This is a genomic window from Pseudobacteriovorax antillogorgiicola, from assembly GCF_900177345.1.
Lineage (GTDB): Bacteria > Bdellovibrionota_B > Oligoflexia > Oligoflexales > Oligoflexaceae > Pseudobacteriovorax > Pseudobacteriovorax antillogorgiicola.
Genome location: NZ_FWZT01000005.1, coordinates 1 through 24,080, shown reverse-complemented (window position 1 = coordinate 24,080; position 24,080 = coordinate 1). Strand labels below are relative to the sequence as shown.

Annotated in this window: 21 protein-coding genes; 14 read left to right on the top strand and 7 right to left on the bottom strand. The window is 46.3% G+C overall.

Annotated elements, in window-relative coordinates; translation table 11 throughout:
* Nucleotides 1–33 precede the first annotated feature (33 nt).
* The 5 genes from zwf to B9N89_RS07875 are packed head-to-tail and all read left to right on the top strand — an operon-like array spanning nucleotide 34 to nucleotide 5,648.
* The gene (gene zwf / locus B9N89_RS07895) at nucleotides 34–1,509 is read left to right on the top strand and encodes a glucose-6-phosphate dehydrogenase (RefSeq protein ID WP_132317626.1); all 1,476 of its coding nucleotides are present in this window, start codon (nucleotides 34–36) and stop codon (nucleotides 1,507–1,509) included.
* Between the two features lie 11 nt (nucleotides 1,510–1,520).
* Nucleotides 1,521–2,219, top strand: a complete 699-nt coding sequence (gene pgl / locus B9N89_RS07890; RefSeq protein ID WP_132317628.1) for a 6-phosphogluconolactonase — start codon at nucleotides 1,521–1,523, stop codon at nucleotides 2,217–2,219.
* A gap of 2 nt (nucleotides 2,220–2,221) precedes the next feature.
* The gene (gene edd, locus B9N89_RS07885) at nucleotides 2,222–4,039 is read left to right on the top strand and encodes a phosphogluconate dehydratase (RefSeq protein ID WP_132317630.1); all 1,818 of its coding nucleotides are present in this window, start codon (nucleotides 2,222–2,224) and stop codon (nucleotides 4,037–4,039) included.
* The gene (gene glk / locus B9N89_RS07880) at nucleotides 4,036–4,995 is read left to right on the top strand and encodes a glucokinase (protein WP_132317632.1); all 960 of its coding nucleotides are present in this window, start codon (nucleotides 4,036–4,038) and stop codon (nucleotides 4,993–4,995) included. The genes edd and glk overlap by 4 nt, the downstream gene beginning before the upstream one ends.
* A 32-nt stretch (nucleotides 4,996–5,027) precedes the next feature.
* Complete coding sequence (locus B9N89_RS07875; protein ID WP_132317670.1) at nucleotides 5,028–5,648, top strand: bifunctional 4-hydroxy-2-oxoglutarate aldolase/2-dehydro-3-deoxy-phosphogluconate aldolase; 621 nt, start codon at nucleotides 5,028–5,030, stop codon at nucleotides 5,646–5,648.
* A 23-nt stretch (nucleotides 5,649–5,671) separates the two neighbouring features.
* On the opposite strand, the gene B9N89_RS07870 is transcribed toward B9N89_RS07875, so the two are convergent.
* On the bottom strand, nucleotides 5,672–6,571 hold the full coding sequence (locus B9N89_RS07870) for a tetratricopeptide repeat protein (protein WP_132317634.1): 900 nt from the start codon (nucleotides 6,569–6,571) through the stop codon (nucleotides 5,672–5,674).
* Between the two features lie 324 nt (nucleotides 6,572–6,895).
* On the opposite strand from B9N89_RS07870, the gene alr reads away from it, so the two are divergent.
* From alr to B9N89_RS07850, 4 genes are all read left to right on the top strand, one after another.
* Nucleotides 6,896–8,044 carry an alanine racemase gene (alr, locus tag B9N89_RS07865; protein WP_132317636.1) on the top strand — a complete coding sequence of 383 codons (1,149 nt, stop codon included), beginning with the start codon at nucleotides 6,896–6,898 and terminating at the stop codon, nucleotides 8,042–8,044.
* 30 nt (nucleotides 8,045–8,074) lie between these two features.
* On the top strand, nucleotides 8,075–9,502 hold the full coding sequence (locus B9N89_RS07860) for a sodium:solute symporter family protein (RefSeq protein WP_132317638.1): 1,428 nt from the start codon (nucleotides 8,075–8,077) through the stop codon (nucleotides 9,500–9,502).
* Nucleotides 9,489–10,628: an amidohydrolase gene (locus B9N89_RS07855; RefSeq protein ID WP_132317640.1), complete on the top strand. Its 1,140-nt coding sequence runs from the start codon at nucleotides 9,489–9,491 to the stop codon at nucleotides 10,626–10,628. Before B9N89_RS07860 ends, B9N89_RS07855 begins: the two co-directional genes overlap by 14 nt.
* 154 nt (nucleotides 10,629–10,782) lie before the next feature.
* Nucleotides 10,783–11,517: a hypothetical protein gene (locus B9N89_RS07850; protein ID WP_143478142.1), complete on the top strand. Its 735-nt coding sequence runs from the start codon at nucleotides 10,783–10,785 to the stop codon at nucleotides 11,515–11,517.
* Nucleotides 11,518–11,610: 93 nt separating this feature from the next.
* Here the strand turns inward: B9N89_RS07850 and B9N89_RS07845 are convergent, their stop codons facing one another.
* On the bottom strand, nucleotides 11,611–12,051 hold the full coding sequence (locus tag B9N89_RS07845) for a GNAT family N-acetyltransferase (protein WP_132317644.1): 441 nt from the start codon (nucleotides 12,049–12,051) through the stop codon (nucleotides 11,611–11,613).
* 77 nt (nucleotides 12,052–12,128) lie between these two features.
* On the bottom strand, nucleotides 12,129–13,202 hold the full coding sequence (locus B9N89_RS07840; protein ID WP_132317646.1) for an alanine racemase: 1,074 nt from the start codon (nucleotides 13,200–13,202) through the stop codon (nucleotides 12,129–12,131).
* A 402-nt stretch (nucleotides 13,203–13,604) separates the two neighbouring features.
* Here B9N89_RS07840 and B9N89_RS07835 point away from each other — a divergent pair, with 402 nt between their 5' ends.
* Nucleotides 13,605–14,645, top strand: a complete 1,041-nt coding sequence (locus B9N89_RS07835; protein WP_132317648.1) for a transglycosylase SLT domain-containing protein — start codon at nucleotides 13,605–13,607, stop codon at nucleotides 14,643–14,645.
* A gap of 36 nt (nucleotides 14,646–14,681) precedes the next feature.
* Here B9N89_RS07835 and B9N89_RS07830 read toward each other — a convergent pair whose 3' ends face one another.
* Nucleotides 14,682–15,644, bottom strand: a complete 963-nt coding sequence (locus tag B9N89_RS07830) for a LysR family transcriptional regulator (RefSeq protein ID WP_132317650.1) — start codon at nucleotides 15,642–15,644, stop codon at nucleotides 14,682–14,684.
* Between the two features lie 405 nt (nucleotides 15,645–16,049).
* Here B9N89_RS07830 and B9N89_RS07825 point away from each other — a divergent pair, with 405 nt between their 5' ends.
* Complete coding sequence (locus tag B9N89_RS07825; protein WP_200820681.1) at nucleotides 16,050–17,636, top strand: S8 family peptidase; 1,587 nt, start codon at nucleotides 16,050–16,052, stop codon at nucleotides 17,634–17,636.
* Between the two features lie 117 nt (nucleotides 17,637–17,753).
* On the opposite strand, the gene B9N89_RS07820 is transcribed toward B9N89_RS07825, so the two are convergent.
* Both B9N89_RS07820 and B9N89_RS07815 read right to left on the bottom strand, forming a co-directional pair.
* Nucleotides 17,754–18,374 carry a hypothetical protein gene (locus B9N89_RS07820; protein ID WP_132317652.1) on the bottom strand — a complete coding sequence of 207 codons (621 nt, stop codon included), beginning with the start codon at nucleotides 18,372–18,374 and terminating at the stop codon, nucleotides 17,754–17,756.
* Nucleotides 18,375–18,592: 218 nt separating this feature from the next.
* On the bottom strand, nucleotides 18,593–19,204 hold the full coding sequence (locus B9N89_RS07815; RefSeq protein ID WP_132317654.1) for an IS6 family transposase: 612 nt from the start codon (nucleotides 19,202–19,204) through the stop codon (nucleotides 18,593–18,595).
* Here B9N89_RS07815 and B9N89_RS07810 point away from each other — a divergent pair.
* The 3 genes from B9N89_RS07810 (at nucleotide 19,166) to B9N89_RS31285 (ending at nucleotide 23,733) form a co-directional block, all read left to right on the top strand.
* Nucleotides 19,166–19,558, top strand: coding sequence for a hypothetical protein (locus B9N89_RS07810; protein ID WP_132317656.1), 393 nt, complete (start codon nucleotides 19,166–19,168; stop codon nucleotides 19,556–19,558). The genes B9N89_RS07815 and B9N89_RS07810 overlap by 39 nt on opposite strands.
* Nucleotides 19,559–19,578: 20 nt before the next feature.
* The gene (locus tag B9N89_RS07805; protein WP_132317658.1) at nucleotides 19,579–23,025 is read left to right on the top strand and encodes an FG-GAP repeat domain-containing protein; all 3,447 of its coding nucleotides are present in this window, start codon (nucleotides 19,579–19,581) and stop codon (nucleotides 23,023–23,025) included.
* Between the two features lie 537 nt (nucleotides 23,026–23,562).
* On the top strand, nucleotides 23,563–23,733 hold the full coding sequence (locus tag B9N89_RS31285) for a hypothetical protein (RefSeq protein WP_159455225.1): 171 nt from the start codon (nucleotides 23,563–23,565) through the stop codon (nucleotides 23,731–23,733).
* Here B9N89_RS31285 and B9N89_RS07800 read toward each other — a convergent pair.
* The coding region (locus B9N89_RS07800; RefSeq protein WP_143478141.1) for an integrase core domain-containing protein at nucleotides 23,727–24,080 on the bottom strand (354 nt) is incomplete at its 5' end. The two genes, B9N89_RS31285 and B9N89_RS07800, sit on opposite strands and share 7 nt — an antisense overlap.

The window sequence follows — 24,080 nt, the reverse complement described above, 5'->3', positions numbered from 1 at the left end:
AGGGACAGTTTCATCAATTGCTAGGTGATGGACATGCTTACAGAAGGCTACGTAGGCTCCTACAATATCGTTCTTTTCGGCGGCAATGGCGATTTAGCCATGCGGAAGCTACTTCCCGCGTTGTATCGCCTTTATTCTTATAACAACCTAACCCTTGAAGGGTGTATTATTGGCGCTTCAAGAACTGAACTGAGTCGTACTGAATATGAGGACCTGGTTCATAGGAATCTTCAGATCCATCTGGATACCGATGAACTTGATCCTGTCAAATGGGAGGGTTTTCGGCAAAAGCTACGCTATGCCAGAGTCGATGCAAATGATCGAAGTAGCTTCGACGTGCTTAAAGCGATGACCCAGGACAGCGCTGTTCAGCGAAATATGTACTACTTTTCAACGTCTCCGAGTTTATTCGGCAGTATTTGTTCGAACCTCAACACCTCTGGTTTGGTGGATCGTCACTCGCGGGTCGTGCTAGAAAAGCCGATCGGTGAAGATCTTGCTAGTTCTCAGGTGATCAATGACGAGGTCGCGAAGTATTTTGAAGAGTGTCAGATCTATCGAATCGACCATTACCTTGGCAAGGAAACGGTGCAAAACCTGCTCTCAGTTCGCTTTGCTAACGCTTTGTTCGAGCCACTATGGAACTCCAATGCCATCGATCACGTTCAGATCACAGTCGCTGAAACAGTTGGAGTGGAAGGTCGTTGGTCTTACTACGATCGAGCAGGAGCGCTCCGAGACATGGTGCAAAACCACCTGCTTCAACTACTATGTCTTGTCGCAATGGAGCCTCCGAGCTCTATGGACGCCGATGCTGTCCGCGATGAGAAACTGAAGGTCCTAAAGTCGCTGAGAACCATCACATCCGATGAAGTCAATCAGAAAACCGTCCGCGGCCAATACCGACCTGGAGCAGTCAATGGCAAGCCCGTGCCGGGCTATATCGATGAAGGTGGTGATGGAGCGGATTCCAATACCGAAACCTTTGTTGCACTCAGGGCAGAGATTGATAATTGGCGGTGGGCCGGGGTGCCGTTTTACCTCAGAACCGGCAAGCGTATGCCGGTTCGTTACTCAGAGATTGTTATCCAATTCAAATCTGTACCTCATTCGATTTTTAATGACGACGGCAATGCAATCGCACAGAATAAGCTCATTATTCGATTACAGCCGGAAGAAAGTATCCAGCTTGTCATGATGAACAAGGTGCCGGGTTTGGAAGAGTCAATGAAGCTGAGGGCTGTGCCGCTCAACCTTAGCCTGACAGAGGCATTTGATAATCCAAGAACTCCAGCGGCATACGAACGCTTGCTCTTGGATGTGATCCGCGATAATCAAACCTTATTTATGCGACGGGATGAAATTGAAGCCGCTTGGCGATGGATCGACCAGATTCATCACGGTTGGCGGGTGACTATGGATCGACCAAAGTCGTATACAGCAGGAAGCTGGGGACCGGCTGCGGCAGTTGCGCTGATTGTTCGGGATGGTCAGAATTGGCATGATTAGGGAGATGATTTATGACAGAGCAGCTTTTCCAAACCAATGAAGAGATGCAGCAGGCACTAGCAAAAGAGATTACCAAGCACCTGTCGTCTGCTATCCGTGACAGAGGGCGAGCTAGCTTAGTGCTTTCCGGCGGTAGCACGCCAAAGCGTTTGTTTCAAATTCTTGCCGATTGCGACTTAGATTGGGCCAAGGTTTGGATTACCTTGGCTGATGATCGCTGGGTTGATCCGGACCATAAGGATAGCAACGAGCATTTGGTTAATGACAACCTTCTCCTAAACAAGGCGCGTTTTGCCACTTTTATTGGCCTTAAAACACCAGCGGACAACCCCTTCGATGGTGCAAACGCCTGTCATCAAAAGTTACAAGACATCGCAAGCCAGCCATTCGATGTGACCCTTCTAGGGATGGGGGCGGACGGTCATACAGCTTCACTATTTCCTTGCGCAGAAGAGTTAGGGAAAGCTGTGGAAGGCTCGAATCTGGTTTGCCAGGGTGTTGTTCCTAAGACTGCACCCTATCAGCGAATGACGCTGACCCTGCCTGTGCTCCTCAATAGTCGGGCCTTATTCCTACAGATCGCGGGTGACGATAAGAAAGAGGTTTATAAGACTGCATGTGAACCTGGGGACGAGGCTCAGATGCCAATTCGATATTTTATTCGCCAGAAACGAGTGCCACTTCAAGTTTATTGGGCGCCAAAGGACTAATGATGAATGCTACACTGAAGAAAATTTTAGATCGAGTGAAGCAGCGGAGCGCTGCCACCCGTGAAGCATACGAAGCGCGCATGGTAGCTGCAAGCCAAGACGGACCAAATCGGAAGGTGCTTTCTTGTGGGAACTTAGCCCATGGTTTTGCTGCCTGCGGTAAGGAAGACAAGGCTGCCTTGGCAGGGAGTAAGGTCAATGTTGCGATCGTGTCAGCGTACAATGATATGCTATCTGCCCATCAACCGTTTCAGAGCTTTCCAGAGGTGATCAAAGAAGCCTTGCAAGATGCGGGCGGTGTCGCTCAATTTGCAGGTGGTGTGCCAGCTATGTGTGATGGTGTGACCCAAGGCCAACCGGGAATGGAGTTGAGCTTATTTAGCCGTGATAACATTGCTATGGCGACGGGAGTTGCACTTTCCCACAACATGTTCGATGCTGCTGTTTGTCTAGGGGTTTGCGACAAGATCGTTCCTGGGATGTTGATGGGAGCACTGAGTTTTGGTCACCTGCCCGTGATATTTTTGCCGGCGGGACCAATGGAGTCTGGTCTCCCTAACAAAGAAAAAGCCCGTATCCGAGAGCTTTATGCGAAGGGTGAAATAGGTCGCGATGAGCTACTTGAATGCGAGTCGAAATCTTATCATAGTCCGGGCACGTGCACCTTCTATGGCACAGCCAACAGCAATCAAATGTTGATGGAGTTTATGGGACTTCATCTTCCTGGAACCTCGTTTGTGAATCCGGGCACCGAGATGCGTCACGCGCTGACTTATCATGGAGCGCAGCTGATTGCGAGCCAAACCCAGCTAGGAAAGGACTACAAGCCTCTTTACAAGGTTATTACAGCAGAAGCTATCATCAATGGTATTATCGGTTTATTAGCAACTGGTGGTTCTACAAACCACACTCTTCATATTATCGCCATTGCGAAAGCTGCTGGCATTGAAGTTAACTGGGATGATATGGCTGAATTATCAGAAATTATCCCCCTTTTGGCGAGGGTTTACCCCAATGGTGCCGCTGATGTGAACCACTTTCACGCAGCAGGTGGCTTAGGCTACATTATAGGGCAGCTGCTGGATGGTGGCCTCCTTTGCAATGATGTTGAGACTGTTTTTGGCTCTGGCTTAGAAGACTATGCAAAGGAGCCTCAGCTGGTGGAAGGAAACAAAGTTCAATGGAGCCAAGGAACGAAGGCTTCCTTAGATCGTGAGATTGTTAGCCCTCTTGCAGAGCCATTCTCTCAACATGGTGGTATCATGCTGATGGAAGGCAATTTAGGGCGCTCTGTGGTGAAGACGTCTGCAGTAGCGGAAGAGCATTTGGTGATCGAAGCTCCGGCTGTGGTCTTCGAAAGTCAGGCTGCTATGCAAGACGCATTTAAAGCCGGTGAGCTTCACAAGGATTGTATCGTGGTGGTGAGATTCCAAGGGCCAAAGGCCAATGGTATGCCGGAACTCCATAAACTGACCCCACCACTTGGTGTTCTTCAGACGCTTGGTCATAAAGTTGCTTTGATCACCGATGGACGAATGTCTGGAGCTTCCGGTAAAGTACCAGCAGCCATCCACCTTTGGCCAGAAGCCCTTGATCAGGGGCCCATAGGTAAAATTCAGAACGGAGACATGATTCGCTTTGATGCTAAATCAGGGGAATTGAATGTGCTCGTTGAGCCAAGCGAATGGGCTCGTCGCACTCAGGCGGAGCGTCAGTTCAGATCTGACTTTGGTATGGGGCGAGAGCTGTTTTCTGTATTTCGCGATCAAGTGTCTTCAGCGGAGCAGGGAGCTTCAGTTTTTTTTAAGGTAGAGTCATGACGATACTCGTAGGTGATATCGGAGGGACAAACGCACGCTTAGCCCTCGTCAAAGATGCTTCTCTGAAGCTTGAGCATATGCAAACCCTGCCTACTCAATCTTTTGCGTCCTTTGACGAGGCAGTCCTCACTTATTTGCAGCGTCTCGATGTAAAACCAAGCAAGGCATGTTTTGCCGTTGCGGCCCCCATCAACGATGAGCGAGTGTCCTTCACGAATAATCCGTGGAGTTTTTCGGTCGCTGAGCTGCGCTTGCAGTTGAATATTCAGGATATTCGGGTCATCAATGATTTCGAAGCGATGGCGCGATGCTTACCCCATTTGAAAGCAGCTGATGTGACGAAAGTCGGAGGCGGCCAAGTGAAAGCGAGCCAAACGAAGGCTATCTTAGGGCCTGGAACAGGCTTAGGGATGGCAGCCTTGCTTGAGGATCAGAATGGTGTTTATCATCCTCTTGCCACAGAGGGTGGTCACGCAAGGTTTGCGGCAAGCAATGAGCGTGAGTGGGCTCTATCCAAGGTGCTTGAAAAACGGGATGGATTTGTGTCCAACGAATCTCTTCTATCCGGTCAAGGCTTGATCAATATTCGGTGGGCTCTTTCGCAGTTGGATGGCAAAGGTGTGTCGCCAGTTTCAGCAGCGCAGATCTGTGAGGCAGCGATTCATAAAACAGAAGATGTTTCCGTCGAAGCATTTCAGATCTTTTGGGCCGTCTTAGGTTCTGTTGCTGGGGATTATGCCATGCAAACGGGAGCCTTAGGTGGCGTTTATATTTCCGGGGGGATCGCCCCAAGGTACATGTCCGCATTGAACGACAGCGACTTCCGATCACGCTTTGAAGCTAAGGGTGATTACAGAAGTTATCTGGAAGGTATAGCGACATTTGTGGTGTCAGCAGATCAGCCAGGCCTGATTGGGGCTGCGGCGGTTTTTGAGAACGAAGGAGAAGCAAGGTGACGAAGAACCCTAGCGCGAGGAACTCTCAGGAAATGGAAGAATTACTTAAGAAGAGTCCTGTGATTCCTGTACTAACCATCAACAGCATTCACGAAGCTGTCCCTCTAGCGCGAGCTTTGGTTCGTGGTGGTCTCAGTATTCTTGAGGTTACGCTGCGAACAGACTGTGCTTATGATGCCATAGAAAAAATTCGTGAAGAGGTTCCCGAAGCCGTTGTCGGTGGTGGTACTGTGACAACTGTCGAACACCTTGAGAAGCTGACAGCTGTAGGGGCTCATTTCGCAGTGAGTCCGGGGATTACTCCAGAGCTTTTAAAGAAAGCTCGTGATCTGGGAATGCCTTATCTGCCTGGAATCACTAGTGTTTCAGAATTGATGACAGGTTTGAATGAAGGCTATGAAGTCTTCAAGTTCTTCCCTGCTGCGGCATCTGGTGGAGTTAAGGCTCTTAAGTCGTTCTCTGGGCCGTTTTCTCAGGTGCGGTTCTGCCCAACTGGTGGCATCAACCGGGAAAACTATCAAAACTATCTCAGCCTGCCGAACACCCTCTGTGTTGGTGGGTCTTGGGTTGCCCCAAAAGACGCTATTGCCAACGAAAATTGGGAAGTAATTGAGAACCTTTCAAGAGATGCGGTTACAGCAGCTGGGAAGTAAGGGCCTAGGAGGCATGCTAAGGCTCACGATGTAGTCATAGCTTGCCTTGGGGATTCAGTAGTTTCAGGTGGAATTGAGGCAATGATTTCCTTAAAGCGATGATGAGTCGCTAGCTTTTCAAAAGCCTGTTCATCCGCGAGATCCTTTTTGAGTCCAGGGGAAAGGGCTATGGCTCGATCGATGTCATCGATTGCCGCGTCGTAGCGATTTAAACCAGTATGTGCACAGGCTCGTTGCCAGTAGGCTAGCGGGTATTTGTCATCGAGGTCCACAGCACGATTGGTTAGGGAGTATGCCCACCGAACTTCGCCTAAGTCGAGCAGTGTGTCGGCTTTATAGGTAAGTGCTTCCACATCTTCTGGGTGAATTGCTAAAATTTTATCGTAAATATCAATCTTTCGCTGCGGGTTTTCTTCTAAGCCAGACCGCATCCAAAGAGCGTGAATCTGATTGGCGTTAGCCACTTCCTGTTGAGTGGCTATGATCTGCTCTGAGCGCGTCTTAAGTTTCTGCTCTAGTTTGTCCAGCCTCTGCTCGTACTCCTGAGTGAGTTTTAGAACACGATTTTCTACGGTATCTGCTACATTTTCGCGAATATCTTTGATAGAGCGCCAACCTAGAAGAACAACCAGGGATGCAGCTGCGGTGATGATAAAAAATACGTTGTTCACTGTGTCGGTAGTGTATCGAATCGCTCGATCGGAAGCTTTAAGCTCCGTAGACGATAGAAGCTGATAGGTTTCAGCTTTGAGGTGCTGTTGATCAGCTCGGATGTTTTTCAATTCGTCGAGTATGTAGCGTTCGATGAATGGCTTAAAGATTGGTTTGTCAATGTCCAGAGGTTCTTGCTTGTCAGCCTTATCCTGCCCTCTTGCAACGCCTGCCAACCCTAGGATGGCGACCAAAAATAAAATTCTGGACATGAATTGGCCCTCGTAATGATGTCGGCTTTACCTTGGAAAAACGGTTATAAACACTGTATCGTTCCATCGGAACTCTAAGAGAAAAATTGAGTAAAGCACTGGTAAAAATACTCATTAACAAAGTCTAAGACATTAGTTTTGATTTACAAGAGCTTTCGTATTAAGGATAGGTTTTGCCTAACTGGTCGGTGGGGGTCTGGAAATTTCTGTGACCGCTGCTATCTTATAACAAGCATTAAGGTCGCTAGGCAGAGAGCGCCTAGAGGGAATTACCCTCAGTTCACCGAACGTCTGTGTTCGGCTTAAGTCTATTAAAGGGGCACCATGTTCGAGACCTCTACTATTGAGATTGACCGGAAAAAGTACGCTAGCAACCTTAAATTTCTACGAAAAACTGTGGCATCAAAGTCCGAACTTTGCCTCGTCATTAAAGGCAATGGCTACGGTCATGGCGCACGTCAGATTATGGAGGTCGCTCAGGATCTGGGCGAGTCAACATTTGCGGTGTTTAATGCAGCCGAAGCGCTCGATGTGCTAAGTGTGCTAAACAAAGACTCGCGACTCATTATAATGGGTGAGATAGATTTTCCGCAGTTAGAGTGGGCAATGGAAAACAATGTCGAATTCTTTGTTCATAACCTAACACTTCTGCAAAAAGTCCTTGAAACTGCCCCAAAAAGCCCCTTTAAAGCCAAGGTGCATCTAGAAGTGGAAACGGGTATGAACCGTTTAGGAATCGACCCACGGGACTTCCACTTTCTAGCGAATTTGCTCAATGAGTTTCAACACAAGATCGAGGTCATGGGTGTATGTACCCATCTAGCAGGTGCCGAAAGTATCACAAACTTCGTTCGAGTGAAGAAACAGCTGAAAGAGTTTGATCGAGCTGTGCAAGGTCTTCGAAATCTTGGTATTGAGTCGCAACAGATTCACGCTGCATGCTCTGCTGGGGCTATTCGCTTGAAGAAAACTCGCTACGACATGGTTCGTATCGGCATTCTACAATATGGTTTCTGGCCAAGCCAGGAAACCTTCATCGAATACATTATGGACCGTCAGAATAAAGTCAGTCCATTGCAGCGGATTATCACCTGGAAGAGTCGGGTGATGTCTCTCAAGGCGGTTCCGATGGGTCAGTATGTGGGGTACGGAACCTCGTTTTTGGCTGAGGCGGACAAGGTGCTAGCCACTGTTCCTGTGGGCTATGCTGATGGTTTCTCCCGATCCTTGAGCAATCAAGGGCGAGTTCTTGTTCGAGGGAAGCTTGCTCCCGTGGCGGGAATCGTCAACATGAATGCCATCAGCGTTGATATCACTGATATCCCCGGAGTTGAAATAGGCGACGAGGTGGTATTGATTGGAACTCAAGAAGATCAGGCGATTTCTGTGTCTTCATTCAGTGACTATAGTAGTCAGCTCAATTATGAATTACTGACCCGCCTCCCCAAAGATATTCCGCGCATCATTGTGTAGTTTGTTTAACGAATCACATTCTGGAGACTTATGAGTTCACTAGACATTGGTATTCTGGTTATCTATCTGCTGATCATGCTGGCAGTTGGAGTTTACTTTTTAACGAAAAACGACGAGCTTGACGACTACTATGTCGGTGGTCGCTCCATGGGCAGTTTGCATATCGGCCTCTCAGTAGTTGCGACAGACGTGGGAGGCGGCTTTTCTATTGGGCTGGGCGGGCTTGGCTTCGCCATGGGGATCTCTGGCTCCTGGATGCTGTTCACCGGCTTATTGGGTGCCTGGATTTCAGCGGTCATTCTGATTCCTAAAATCAAGGTCCTCGAAAATCAAAAAAAACTTCTTACCTTTCCCCAGATCTTCGACCATTTTTTCGGCCCAAAAGTCGCTTTGATTGCAGCCATTATTACAACACTGGGATATATTGGCTTCACCTCGTCACAGTTGCTAGCAGGTGCCAAGCTTGCATCGGCAACGTTTGATGGCTTATCTCTCAATGCAGCCTTAATCGCCATGGGAGTGATCGCAGTGGTTTATACTGCCATCGGTGGTATCAAGGCTGTAATTTATACAGATACGGTGCAGTGGATCATCCTCATGGCTGGCTTGATCCTAGTGGCTATCCCTTGTGCTCATATTAGCCTAGGTGGTTTTGAAGCTTTAAAAACTTATCTACCCTCGGGACATCTTTCCTGGACCAACCTATCGTGGCAGCAGTTTTTTAACTGGGCCATAACCATTATTCCAATCTGGTTTATTGGTATGACTCTTTATCAGCGTATCTATGCCTGCGCTGATGTCAAAACAGCTAAGAGAGCTTGGTTTTTTGCAGGCCTGCTTGAGTTCCCGATCATGGCATTGATGGGGGTTCTCTTGGGCATGTACTCAAGAGTTGCATTAGAGTCGGGAGTCTTCGCCGAACTGGGCTATGCCGCAGGCTCAGCTTTGGATAGCGAGCTGGGAATGCCTCTCCTTCTTAAAACTGTGCTGCCCACTGGCTTGATTGGTTTGGTTTTGGCTGCCTACTTCTCAGCCATCCTATCTACAGCGGATAGCTGCTTGATGGCTGCATCTGGTAGTTTTGTTTCTGATATCGTCAAACCTAGCTCAACGAAGGGACACCTTAAGTTTTCTCAAGTGGCAACCCTGATTTTAGGTATCGTGGCCCTGTTCTTGGCGGGTATGTTCGAGAATGTTCTCTCGCTGATGCTATACTCATACAGTTTTATGGTTTCTGGGCTGCTTGTGCCTCTCATGGGGGCATTGTTTTTCAAGAAAACGAACCCTCTGGCGGCTGGTTTGAGTATGATCATAGGTGGCGTGGTTACAGTAAGCCTTAGCTTGCTGCAGGTAGGGATTCCCTTTGGTCTTGACGGCAACTTCTTTGGTATACTCTGCGCTGTCATTGTTTTTGTGACTACGACAACGTTTGCAGGGAGGACCCATGCCAGTACCTAGTTCTGAACTCATCACATTGAGGCGTCAGCTGCACGAAAACGCTGAACTGTCCCATCATGAGTCTACAACTCAGACATTGCTGAAAGACTTTTTGAAGAACAGGAGCTGCGAGTCAATCATTGATCTCTGCGACGGTAAGGCATTTATGGCTATTTTTGATAGCGGTAAACCTGGACCCCATGTGGTGTTCCGTGCAGACTTAGATGCTCTGCCAATTCTGGAAAAGCCAGGCAAAGACTATGGCTCAAAGAACGAGGGTGTGTCCCACATGTGTGGTCACGATGGGCATATGACTATCGTTTCCTCCTTGGCCGGTGGATGGCAGGATGTTTTAACCCACGGTAAGCTTGGATTGCTTTTCCAGCATGCGGAAGAGTTGGGAGAGGGGGCGATTGAAGTGATGGCTGACGAGGCTTTCCTTGACTGGAAGCCAGATCATATTTTTGGCTTTCACAATATCCCTGGAGAAGACTTAGGTACAGTTGTGGTGGGTGATAAAGTCTTTGCATCAGCATCTACAGGGCTGAGGATTTCGATCGAAGGACAGACTTCCCACGCGGCACACCCTGAGATGGCAAAGACTGCATTGAAGGTGATTCCGAAACTTCTTAGTCTTGCTGAAACCTTAGAGCAGAGCTACCCCAGTGAATCGTTTTTCCTGGCAACCCCAGTACAGGTTCGTATAGGCGAGGAGAACTTTGGAATCACACCAGGTGATGGTCGCCTTTCATTTACACTACGTGCCTTTGATGAAGAGCTTCTTAACAAAAATATGGAGCAGCTCCTAGAATCCTGCGAAGAGCTTTGTCGTGAGTATGGTCTTAGTTATAAACACGAATTGATCGAGCCATTTCCTAGCACGGGAATTGACGAAGTCATGACCCAGGTAGTCGCTGAAGCGACAGAAGAGTTGCGCAGTCTCACCCTACAGCGACGATCTTATCCGTATTACTGGTCAGAAGACTTTGGTCACTATACAAAGAAGATTAAGGGTAGTTACTTCGGCCTTGGGATAGGCAAAGATAAACCTTCCCTTCACGACCCTCACTATGATTTTGACGACAAGGCATTGGAGATCTATCCAGAGCTTCTAAGTCTTATCCTTAAAAAGGTTTTAGAAGAGTAGAACCTATCGCATTAATGAGAGCAGATTCTCGATATCGGAGTAGCCATAGAGTCGTTGGAATTCTTACTTTCAGGATGAGATTCTTAGTCAAGTTTTTGGAACTGGATACCGAATATTTGAGGACTAAAATCCAATCAAAACTTAAACGGAGACGATGTTGAAGCTACTTTCTAAACTCTTGCTCACAAACTTGCTTGTAATTCAGCCACTCTATGCTCAGGAAATAGATAGCGAAGAAGAAACTCAGTCTACTGAATCTGGTAACACCGACGATAGCCCCTTAGAATCTGATAGCTCCCAGGCACTCAGGCTTGGAAAGCAAGGAGCCATTCTATTTGGTGTGGGTGGCCGGACAGAAGGTCTTACCGAAGGTACGATTGCCTATCAGCATTACCTAGACCCGAATTCTCAGATTCTTGTGAATTACAGTAGTATGGATAGTACTATTAAAGAGGAAGCGGGCGAGGATGAGGATGGGGAAACCTTAGTCTATGTTGGTGTTAGTACGGAAGTTAAGGGCTCGGCTTTGAGCGTGAGCTTGCGGAAGTTTTACGGTAATAGCTTCTATATCGAAGGTGGTCTCGATTATGCAATGGTAGAAGGTAGCTTTATCATCGATGAAACAGTTCTCTCTGAACGTTCAGAAACAGACTTAGGCTCTTACTCTAAGCTTTCTGCAATGTTTCAAATCGGCAACCAGTGGCAGTGGGAAGCCTTTACACTGGGAACAAGCTGGGTTGGTATATTGGTGCCGATTGCAGGAACTCAAGATTTCACTACTGAGGCGGAGGCAGTCAAGAATAGTATCAATAGCATTGAAAAGTTTATGGACAACTCTGATAATGTTCAACTCAGTGCATTGAGGTTTCATCTAGGTTGGGCATTTTAGTTTGATCTAGACTCATAACGTTTTACATGTATCGTTGAACTTGTAGATCAAGTTGAGCCGATATCGATAGAATCGGCTCAACCATCTCGAAACTTAGGACTTAAGCGGAAGGGATATGCGCATTTCGCGGTATTTACTTGTGAAGCCTAAGCGTTCGTAGAGCCTTGAGGCAGGGTTGTCATGTTCAACATGAAGCTTGACGCTACCTTCTAGTCCATCAAGGGCAGTTTCAATAATCTTGCGGCCAAGGCCCTTGCCACGAGTTTCTGGCTTTACAGCAACGTAGAGTAAGAGGTTGTCTGGGATATAACCCGACATTCCAGTTTTTAGGATGACAACAGTTCCAAGGAGCTTTTCTTCTTCCATTGCAACAACGACTTTCCCACCGCTGCTAAAGCACTTGCCTATACCGCCAGTGATCTCTTCAACACTATCTTCATATGGCTTAAGCATTTCATGAAGTTCTTCTATAAATTGAGACAGGGGAATATGCTTTTCTAATTCATCTTTCGTCGTGATCGTGGAGATATTCATGTGTAATCCTTTAATAATGGTTCAAATCTCAGCTTGTGATTGTGAAGAGTTAGAGTACCTTGCTTGGCAACAAGGCTCTATTCAATCACTTCTTTCTCGATATACTTGGAAGCCATTAGGCCTAGGACTCCCATATAAGAAAGATTGAAGTTAATGGTTTCACCGACGCGATAAGGTTTCGCATCGTCCGTCAGTTCGATAACGATCATATCAGAGCTTGCTCCCAAAATCTCAACGCCCTTGTCACAGGGAGTCATGAACTTGGGATCGATATCAAGAAGACCCACATCGATAATGCAGCGGAGCCCAGTTTTTTGAAAGTCTCCTGGTTCAATTTCAGGGGTTTCGCCACTGGGGTTGGCTCCCAGGACCCCTACCGGTGCGAAAGGCTTTTCGGTTAGTTCGATGATTTCTGCTCTGAGCTGAAATACATCACCGTGCATGCCCTTGAAAGTTTTGCCGGTAAATAAGTTAATGCCAAAGTACAGTGCTTCACCAATGCGAAAGTGATTGATGCTCTTTGGAAACTTATGCTTCGATAGCAAAGGTAGCGTTACGGTGGAGCCCCCTGATACCAATTGCAGCTGTTGGCCAAACTTCGCATCGATCAGGTTCTTATAGAGAGCAAGTTGGATCAACTTATCCTGAGACGGCATCACACCATTTAAGCAATTTAAGTTGGCTCCGATGCCGATGACTCGAATGCCTTTGAGGCGAAAGACCTCCTGATAGAACTCAATTAAGTCTTCCCCTAATATCCCTTCTCGTAAATCACCCAACTCAATCATGATGACAACTTTATGGGTTTTGCACTGTAGTTGCGCCTCTTCAGATAGCATTCGAATGGTTCGAAGCTCTGTATTGAAACTGATGTCGGCGAACTGTACGATGTTGCGGATGCTTTTCTTGGCAGGAGGTTTGATGTAAACCGTTTCGATTTCAGGGTCAAGTTGCTTAATGGCTCTCAGGTTTTTTACCCGTGAGTCACATACTTGCTTGGGTTTGAGTGACAGTACTTCTTTGAGAAATAACTTATCACCACACAGTAGCTTGCTGACGACACCCCAACTTATCCCTGCTTTATCAAACTTTGATTCCAGTACCTCATAATTTTTCCTCAGCTTCGCTCGATTCATTTGCAGAAGAGCCACAGGAATTCCTTACAGTAGTTGACGATCTCGGCCTGATCTCTATTAGCACAGGCTGCTTTGGCGCTCAATAAGGAGCTTCTATGGGTATACTGTTTGCGGCAGCTGCTTGAATACGATTAGGTTTACCCTAACTAAAAATTACTAAACCTTACATTTGGGAGGGGAACACCCTTACATTTTAGTTGATGGATAATTTTGCACACTCTTTAAGGCATATTGCTCGCTTATCATCTTGGTGCATGAGTGATCTAGTGCGGAGTTAGGTACGGGGAAACCTAACTTATTTGCTGCAAAATGTGTTTCTATTAGGCGTGGCTGGCTATTTTTACTAGTGGGTTTGACGCCTAAATGACGTATAGAGACAATAGAGACATGTCAAATCACAAGTGAGCTTCGAGCCCCGTGTCATCTGCATGTCTCAAAACTCTTAAGAATCTATTTTGTATTGCTTTCGTCCTAACCCCAGCAACGAGTGACGCATCTCCATTGGATGTGCCTCGGGATATTGCTAAAGATATTAGGTTTTGGGAGAAGATTTTTAGTGTTTATTCACCAAGCCAATGTGTTTACCACGATACCCAAAATCTCGATGCGGTGTTTGCTGTGTGGAATATTCCTCATCGCGGTCGCCATCGCCGAGCTAAGATCAGGCGACAGAGACGATTGATCAGTCGTGCCTTGGTGAACTTAGGAAGAACCGGAAAACCATCTACCAGGATTGAAAAGAAGGTCTTTGATGCAACCCCTAGTCACTTAAAGAAGCCTTCATACTGGCGAAAGGCGAGTCGACGAGTGAGGTGTCAGCTAGGAGTGGACCTTCAAAAGCCCTTGGAGCGCTCTGGAAAGTATTTGCCTATGATCATTAAAGCTCTTGAGCGACACCGTCTGCCTTTGGATCTCAAGTATCTGCCTTACCTAGAAAGTGGTTTTCATAACCGTATTCGGTCGAAAGCCAATGCCCGTGGTCTTTGGCAATTAATCCCCGAAGTCGCGCGCAACCTGGGACTCAGAGTAAGCCGGTGGCGAGACGAACGAACTCACCCCTATCGATCAACGATTGCAGCTCTAAGGCTTTTGAAAGACCTCAAACGTCAGCACAGAAAGTGGTCTCTAGCAATCACGGCCTACAACTATGGCACTAACGGCATGCGGCGTGCGATTCGAAAGTATGGTTATGACTACTCTAAGATTCGCCGCTATCATAAGACTAGAGTTTTTCGCTTTGCTGCAAAGAACTACTACCCCAGCCTGATTGCTGTTCGGAATGTGGTACGCAGGGTCCGTGATGGAGAGCGTACCAAACGATATCGTGTCAAAAGTGGCGAGAACCTCACGATGATTGCCCGGCGATTTGGTAATCAGCTTCACGAGATTGTTGATTTGAATCATCTTTCGTCGACCACACTCCATCCAGGGCAATCACTAAAGGTCGTGATTCGTTAGTGTACTGTGAATCCGGCCTGATGGGGGCCCAATCGCCTATTCGAGCATGGAGTCTTTGACATCACCAACTTTAATTTGAAGATCAGGGTCTTGCATCTGTTCGGGGCGCTTGTTCATGTCGAGTAGCTCAATGAGTTTTCTGATGGATACCCTTCGCTCATTGCCCTTAGGCCATAGGGCATAAAGTGTCATCTCCACCGGCTGTTCAAGCTCGAAAACCTTAAGCTCCTTACCCCAGGATGCCGTATCGATGGTTTCACTGGGAAAGATGGCCACGCAGCGACCGCGCTGGGCGAGGTTGATAATGAACTGTGGGTGGTCGCTTTCAATGACCTCATCAGGAAAGATGGACGCTTTACGGAATGCATCATCGATCACTTCATTGAGTCGAGAATCCCAGCTGCTTTTAGCTACAGGGATGCTTCTTAGGATGTCTTCTTTGTGCTTAAACTTGGCATAAATTCTTGGTGAGCAGCAGAAGACCAGACGTGTTTTGGCGATCTCGCGACACTCCAGCCTAGGGGATACCGGATCTCGAAAGGCTACTCCCCAATCGAAGTGACCACGGATAAGCTTCTCCATCAACGATTCTTGCATGACTTCGCGGATTGTAGTCACGGTTCCGAATGGGGCGAATATATCCCAGTACTGACTCACAAAGTCGAGGCCAACAGAAGCGGTCTGTGACTCCAAAATTCCAACTCGAACGCAATAGCCACCAATGGCATCAGGTGAGACGGTATCTAAAAATCGCCCACCAACTTCAAACATCTCTTTCGCACAAGCAAATAGAGAGGTCCCTTCGTTGGTAAGCTTGATTTTGCGGGGATATCTCACAAACAGAGTGACATCGAGTAGCTCTTCAAGCTTTTTGATTTGTTCACTGACAGTGGGTTTTGAGACGCCCAATATCTGACTAGCTTCTTTCATGGAGAGCTTGCGAGCCACTTCGTAAAAGCAATAGACTTGATTCCAGTTGATATCCTTTAAAGTTTTCAAGCAGCCATCCCATCATCATGCTGACATAAAAGAAGCGGTTTAAATTACAGGATTTCTAGACTACCGGATAGGTGTTTTAAGTCCAGTTGAATAGCCCAATCCTAGTGAAAATAAGCTATGATAATTTAGGGGTAGAGACGCTGAATTTCGCTGAGATTTTCTAAGATGTTCCTACCTGAGCTACAGAAATGTTCGATATCTTAAAGGAAATTTAGGTATATGCTAAACCAACGTATTTAAGAAAATCATAAGAAACCGCAGCTAACCCTGATACTTCGGCTACATAGTTTGCTTCTGTCACTGGGCCAATAGTTATTTGACTGACTGGCCAGTCATGGCATCGAAGTTGCTTCTCTCTCCTCAGGTTCAGAAACACATTTCATTTTTAAAGGAAAGGAGATCCTTATGAGATTTCATAGAGGGGTCTGCAACGGTGCCGCACGGATGCTGGCAATTCTTTTGGCGAGTAGCCTACTGTCCAGCCTAGCCTTTGGCGATGTTGGTCAGAAAATCCTAGGTTTGGATCATAAAGATCGTATCCCAGACCAGTACATCGTTGTGATGAAGGATGATCAGCAAGCCATGAGCACATTTTCTCTTCGCGATCGGATGGAAATACGCATGCAGCGCCTTGAAGCGATGCAAGAGCGGATGCAAGGCATGTTTGGTGTTCGAATTCAAAAACGGTTCCAAAAACTTCTAGGGGGGTTTGTTGTAAAAGCCTCGCGATGGGATGTTGAAGAGATCGCAGCAGATGACGAAGTTGCGTTTGTGGAAGCGGATCGCATTGTTTCTATCAATGCGACTCAGAAAAGCGCTACCTGGGGAATCGATCGTATCGACTCTAGGGAAGGTCGCGATGGTGCTTATAACTATAACTACACTGGGAGAGGAGTTCACGCCTATATCATCGACACGGGTGTTCTATCATCCCATAACGAGTTTTCAGGCCGTATGGGGCAAGGCTACTCGTCGATCAGTGATGGTCGCGGAAGCGAAGACTGCAACGGTCATGGCACCCATGTTGCTGGTACCGTTGGTGGCTCCACATATGGAGTTGCAAAAGAAGTTACCATTCACGGAGTTCGTGTCTTAGGTTGCAACGGAAGTGGTTCGAACTCAGGTGTGATTGCTGGTGTTGAGTGGGTTGCAGAGAATGCAATCAAGCCAGCCGTGGCAAATATGAGCCTAGGTGGTGGCGCATCATCAGCCCTAGATCGTGCGGTAGAGAAAGCTATCGATGCCGGCATCACATTCGTTGTTGCCGCTGGAAATAGCTCAGCAAATGCTTGTGGTAGTTCGCCAGCAAGAGTTGCCGATGCGATTACTGTGGGTTCAACAGATAGCTCCGATCGGCGATCATCATTTTCGAACTATGGATCGTGTGTTGATATTTTTGCTCCAGGATCGAGCATCACATCCGCAGGGACGCGATCATCTAATGCTACAGCCACTTTAAGTGGTACTTCCATGGCTTCACCTCACGTAGCCGGGGCTGCGGCTTTGATTCTAGAAGCGGACCCAAAGGCATCTGCAGCACAGGTGACCCGCACTATGATTGCACAGGCAACGTCGGGAGCCATCTCAAGCGTTGGCTCAGGTTCGCCAAACCTATTCTTGTTCACATCACCTTCTGGTGGCGACACCCCAGATCCAGAGCCTGACCCAGATCCAGAGCCGAACCCTGATCCAGATCCCTGCTCAGGATGTGACATTTATAGCGATAGCCTTTCAGGCACAGATGATTACATGTACGCTGGTGAGGAATACTACAGCAGCCCTAGCTTTGTAGCGAAGCTAAAAGGCCCAGCATCAGCCGACTTCGATCTATCGCTTCAAAAGTATAGCTGGTTCTGGGGATGGCGCACAGTGGCTCGTTCCGAAGGTGCTAGCTCTGATGAGACGATCGAATATAGTGGTAGCAGCGGTGATTACCGCTGGGTGGTTTACTCCGCATCCGGGGAAGGAGCCTTTACGCTAACGGTTGAATAACCCTTACGACTCCTAAAATAGCCGTTCTCCCTTAATTAGGAGAACGGCATTTTTTGTAGCCATGGCAAAGAATAGCAACTGAGAGACTCCAAGAAGGAGGGCCTAAGGGGTAAACCCCTAGATTTCTTTTAAGGAAATTTTGACCGACTTGAATGTGTAGCTGGCCAATTCAGGTAAGACAGATGCCTCAAGAGACAAATGAATACCGTTTTGGCAACGTTCTGCCTCAAGAACTTCTTCTTTTTTCAGTAAAGAGCTTGGCGAAGCAGCCTGACTATGGGTTTTCTCGAAGGTGATCCCCCAGGGGGCGTCCGAGGTTTTTCCGTAGCAGCGGAGTATCACTTTTAGCTTGCAGGCTTCACTGCTTTCCATTTGATTGCGACATTCATAAGCTTGCTGAAGGGAAAGAGCATAGTCCTTTCGGGTGTTGAATTGGTCTGTAGGAATGGTTAGTTCAGAAATTAATATGGCTCGCTTCTTATTTTCAGGGCTATTTTGAATAGAAAGACCGTCGTCCTTAAATTCTGGCTTAGCCCAAGGACTATAGACCCAACGGGTGAATGAAGGGCTTTTACTATAAACGTAGTAATCGTCTTCCTGGTATGGTGATTCAGGTTTTTCAGCGTTGATCGTAGTGATGGTACCATCAGTGGGAATGCGGGTGGCAGCCTCTGCAAGTCCCCCGATACCAAGAGACGAAGACAATAGAAACAGACACTGATATGACGTTTTCATCATAATGCCTCCTCATTCATTTTTTAAGATTGATTCCTAATACGATAATGGATTTTTAGAGGCTCTTCAACAGCCGGGAAAAGATTTTTGCTATTCGGCCAATTCAGCGAATCCCATGCGAGACGCCTTCCCAACCTCTGGTTTAAAGATAAGCAGTTCTTAACATGGTTCTGGTGCAACAATTCGAATGAGCTGAGAGTATGCTTGGGTCAAACGTGGGCTTAGGCAGCGACTCCGAATACTTCTTCGATAAATCTAACTTGCTCCATATAAGATCCGTGGGGCCCCGTTACCTGCCCCTTGCGAATCATATGCATTGTTTCGTACCCACGAATCGTTTTGTGGGCTGTCCAAAAGCCTTTGAAGCCAAGACCATGGTTAATGAGTCTTTTGATCCTCCTGTGATCCGATTCGACGCCATTATTTAAGTATTTCACTTGCCTGAGTTCCGTTCCCTCAGGCAGGTAGCCGGCTTCCTTCGCAGACTCGATAGCTGGTGGGTAAGAAGCATTCTTGTCAACGTTTATCACCCTTGGGACCTCACTGTGATCAGCTCTTAAGGCTTTTTTGAAGAATCTAGCTGTCGCCAACTGATCCCGATGCACTGAGAGGTTAAAGTCGATGGTGCAGCCTTCCTTGTCGACAGCTCTGTATAAATAGTTCCATCGACCTTTAATTTTCACGTAAGTCTCATCAACCCTCCACGAATCGTCAAAAGTCTCACCGATATGCTTTGTACCTAACAAGAAAATCGCATTATCAATAAAGCCAAACCATCTAAGGGGAAAACTCCAATGAAGGTGCAACGATACTTCATGGGCTTTGTAAGCCATTTTGCAAAATATATCGATTTATCATTTGTTGTCTGCTTTGTTTTTCTACAGACAGTTGCAACTACAGCTTTAGTTGCGCAAAGCGAAGCTTATGATCCCAATATTACGTTTATTGATGAGCATACATCTGAAAGCTCTTTTCGGATACTAGCTGATGCTAGCACTCTTGTTGGGGAGAACACATACGGTGAAAGCTTCATGCTAGCCAAACATCCTGACGGATACTTTACCGGCGATCATCTCCCCATATTCCCTATTCCAAGCGGGTTTCTAGTGAGACTTACCGCAACCAGTGAAACTGGGATTGTAAGAAGAACAGAATTTTTTCGGTATCTGGAAGAAAACCCGACTTAGAGCCTTTTACAGAGCCAGAAATGTTATCCTGCTCAGACGAGTTGAGTCATGGTGAATCTACGTCGCGAGAGGGTTTCACATCTCAGCTTGTGTCTCAAGGAGATACCTGTGAAAGGGTTGTACAGAACGGAGTTTGCGAAAACGGAACAATACTATGGGACCAAGGATCATTTTCCGAAGAGTGCAACGTATACAACCCTAAAATATCTTTCATCTCATCTACCGAAAACGAATTCGAAATCAGTGCCGAAGCCCAAATTTTGACAGGGGAAAATCAGTTTGGAGAGACGTTTCCTCTTTCTAAAAACGAAAATGGATATTTTGTGGGTGAGCCTTACATGTTTCCTATTCCAGAAGGTTTCATGGTTCGCCTGACGGCACAAAACTCGACGGGACAGGTAGCTTCTACTGACTTCTTTCCATACTTAATTGAAGAACCAGCTTTGAAGATTGCTTGTAGAGGTGGAGAAGTTCCTCATGAGTCAACGATAACACGAACTGCATTCGAGAGTGAGCTGGTTCCTTATGGAAGTGAATGTGTTGAAGTTACCGAGGTGGGTACATGTGAAAGTGGAAACATTGAATGGAGCTCATCTAAACCAAGCAGCTGCAAAGCTGGCTATCTTAGCTGCGGCGACACACCTCACGGAGACGAAGTGGAGCTTTATGGATTCGAGAGCAAGGTAGTTGCTCATAAAGATATCTGCACCAGAAAGGTTACCATAGGTTACTGTAATAACGGGACTATTGAGGTAGATCCAAGCTCCGACTATATTAGCTCCTGTGAAAACCTGCCTCCCAAGTCCTGTGGGCATATCGGTCATGGAAGAAAAGTAGTAGAATTAAAGTATAAAGATTCGTCAGCCAGTTCAGCTGAAATATGTGAGTCGGATACTGAAGTAAGGTACTGTTATGATGGAGAATTTGAAGTTGAAAAAGAATCTCAATTCTCATTTGATTCATGTGATAGCACACCGCAGAATATTTATATGACATCTCCGACTTTGTTTCCAACAACTCCGCCACAACCGAATCCCTTCTACCTTTATGGCACTAATGACCATATTGTCTATGGGTTCGGCGCAAACTGCTCTTCTACGGAACTTCATGGCGAGCTATCTTACACTAGGGTTTATACGACGGGAATCACAGAAACGATAGGTACCCAGTGCCAGCAAACTGATATTAGTACAAGGTGCATTAATCAAACACGAACGAGTTACGAGCCTTCAGGTCAGTTCTATGCAAGCTGTGAAAAAAGATATCAATGCGAAGCAAACAGTATAGTTAATCGAGATAGTGTGGACCTAGATGGAGATGGATCTAACGAGTTTCTCTTCACTTGTGCATCTGATACTAAGTTTCAGATAGCGATAGCAAAATCACTGACTAGTAATCCAGTCTTTTTTGATTCCATCGAAGTGGGTGCAAAATGGAATCTATGGAATCAATCCATTTCTGATGTAGATTCAGACGGTAGGATGGATCTAGTTCTAGAAAAATCTGGAATCATGAATGTCTTTTACCAGCAAGATGGAATGAGATTTTCGAATAGTGTAGACTTCATCAACCCTCCTATCGCTTTCGTAGAAGAGCCACCTTACTGCCGTGATATCGTGGAGCCCGGTAAGAGATGCTGTCGTTTCTCCGGTATTGATTTTGATGTTGATGGTCAAGCTGATGTTTCAATTTCTATTCTCTCGGACAAGCTTAACTCGACTTATATTTATCGACGAGAAGGCTTAGGATATAGTGTTAGGTTATGGAGCGAGCAGTCCGGCGATTGGCGATCATTTCATCCGGTCATCGCCGATAGCGATGGTGACGGAGATAAAGACATAGTTTTCGTCAATAGAAGCGTGAGAGTCGCTGCAAAACAAGAAGGTGGGGTTCTATATGGAAAACTCAAGCTTGTACTAAAGAAAAACTACTACAAGCTTTGGGATCAGAGCTTGAAGATACGGGATTCTAACGGCTATCAAGAACTTACTGAAGCTCAACTTTCCGAAGTGTTCTCAGAATATGCTAAACTAGCTGAATACCTAGGACACGACTACTTCGACGCATTTGCTTCAATTAACAAGATGTATCAAGAATACGGCTTAGGGTCTATTGCCAAGAATCTATACTACATGACAGCAAGATCTTTTGAAGATGGCAATCGTGGTGCTATGACTGCTTCTTTATCCATCCTAAATAGAGTAGACAGCAATATTGGTACTTCACTAGCTATTGAGTTTGGCATTAGTCCTTCCGAGTTTGCCACTTGGAGTTTAGATAATTGGATGTTTAAACAAGGTCCTACCGACCCTTTCTCAAGTGGTGGCACAACACCTTGCGGAGGAGTTTGTCAGTCTGCCAGCGATAACACCTGGGAAGAATTCAAGGGAGACTTTAATAAGTCTAAGGATACTTGGAAGCCATTGGTTGATGAAGCAAAAAAGCAAGCTACAGATGCCATTGAAAAGGACTTCTATTTGGGAGATGCTGCGAAGAAGTTTAAAAATGCTGTTCCATTTTTAGACATTCTTGAGTCTGCATTTGAATCTGAAGGTATGAATACTGAAGCTGAGCCGAGGGATTTCTACAATAGCGAAGTAGACAGAGCATGGGACAAGTTAGATAAAATTGATAGAGCAATTCATGATGGCAAACCCCACCCCACCGGTGGCTCTTGGTTTGATGATCGCGATGAGGCGCGGCAAGAGTTGGAAGAAGCCGAAAATGAGCGTGATAAGCGAGAAGAGAATGACAAAGCTAGACGCGATGCTGCATACGAAAAGGCAAAAGAAGAAGCTAGAAAGTCTGAAGCCGAGAAAGAGGCTAAACGGAAAGAAGAAGAGGAGAGGAGGAAAGCTGAAGAGAAAGAAGATGCAGATAGTTCAGACGGCTGTGACCAGAATCCACAACCAGAACACTGTGGTGGTTCAGTTCCTGACCAGTCGGATAACGTTTCATTTGACTTACACTGCGGATCTGGTCCTGGTGGGGCGACAGATCCTATAGCTAGGTTCACATATGGTGACCCCTATGGTGGTAGTGGGGGTGAAGGATGTACTTCTGAAGAAATGTGGGACATTATGCAACAACATGACTCCACTATGCAGTACTACTTTGGTGGTAATGGCAAGTACTTCGAATCTGTAATTACCGAATGCCCGGGAGGAGAGGTTGGTCTATGCGTTGACCCTGCACTCGCTAGCGAGACATACTCAGGAAGACCAATTATCACGGTAAAGCCTGATGACCTTTGTGACCCATATTCTTATACCCCATCTGATAGTTGCTATCATGATGGCCAGCTGAGTGATGTAGTTACTGAGTACGACTTCTGTAATGACCCATACATAATCTACATGCCAGGTCAGTGTAATTCAGGTCCAGGAGACTTGCCACCCCCAATAGGAAGTGGCTTTCTTAACAATACACTTGAAAGTCAGTTACCAAGAATGATTCTAAGTGAATAGTTTAAGGAAGGCTTCGGCCTTCCATCAAATCTCAAATGTGAGGAAACGAAATGGAAAGGTTAGGAACTATTCTTGCTCTACTATTTTTATCTAGTTGTACTATCGTTGATGAAGTGAAGAAAATTATAGGAATGGAAGTGACAGTTCTTAAGCACAACGGTAGAACAAAGTTGATATACGATTCCTACAGTGACACCACTTGCTCATTGTCTGGGCCCTATATAGTCTCAATTAGATATGATCCTGGATACCCCAACCGGTACTCGATTCAAAGTAAGGCAACTGCAGATGTAATAGAGAAAACGAAATTATATACTAAACAGTCGGTTTCCCCGAGATCTAAGTTAACATCTGAGAAAGTTATCAAAAAAAATCTCGTTATCAAGATTGGTCTGAGAGGAGAGTTTTCATATTCTGCAATAGAAGTTAGTCAAGGTACAGAATACTCGATTCTAAAAGATGTAGTTGAACAAAATTGCAAAAAGAGAGCTACTCTTTTTTAATATCATGTCATTATACTTTTCAGGTGGAGGATGAATGCAAAATAGAATTCATGCAACAGTTGCAGATAGAGTGTACGCGCTAGCTTTCGATCTATTCGCTGTGATGATGCCTACAATGTACGGACTTCCCTTCTTTGCTTCAAAGTCACTAGGTATTGAGATCGACGGTGGAATTCCCCAAAAAATGCGGACAAATGTTTACTGAACAGCGCAGTTTATTTCAAATTGCATGGGGCTAAGATAGCCTAATGCTGAATGTTTTCTCTTCCGGTTATACCACACTTCAATATAATCAAAAACGATCGCTTTCAACTCACTTTCATTCCTATATTTACGACGATAGAGCCATTCTTTCTTAAACCCACCGAACCAAGATTCTACATACGAGTTGTCATAGCAGTTCCCGCGACGAGACATACTTGGTAAGACGCTGTTAGAGGAACAGAAGGAGCGATAGGCTTCGCTAGCGTATTGCGACCCTCTATCAGAGTGAAAGATCACCTGAACGTCAGGCCCTACCTTTGCCATAGCTGACTTCAAAGCGTCAAGCAC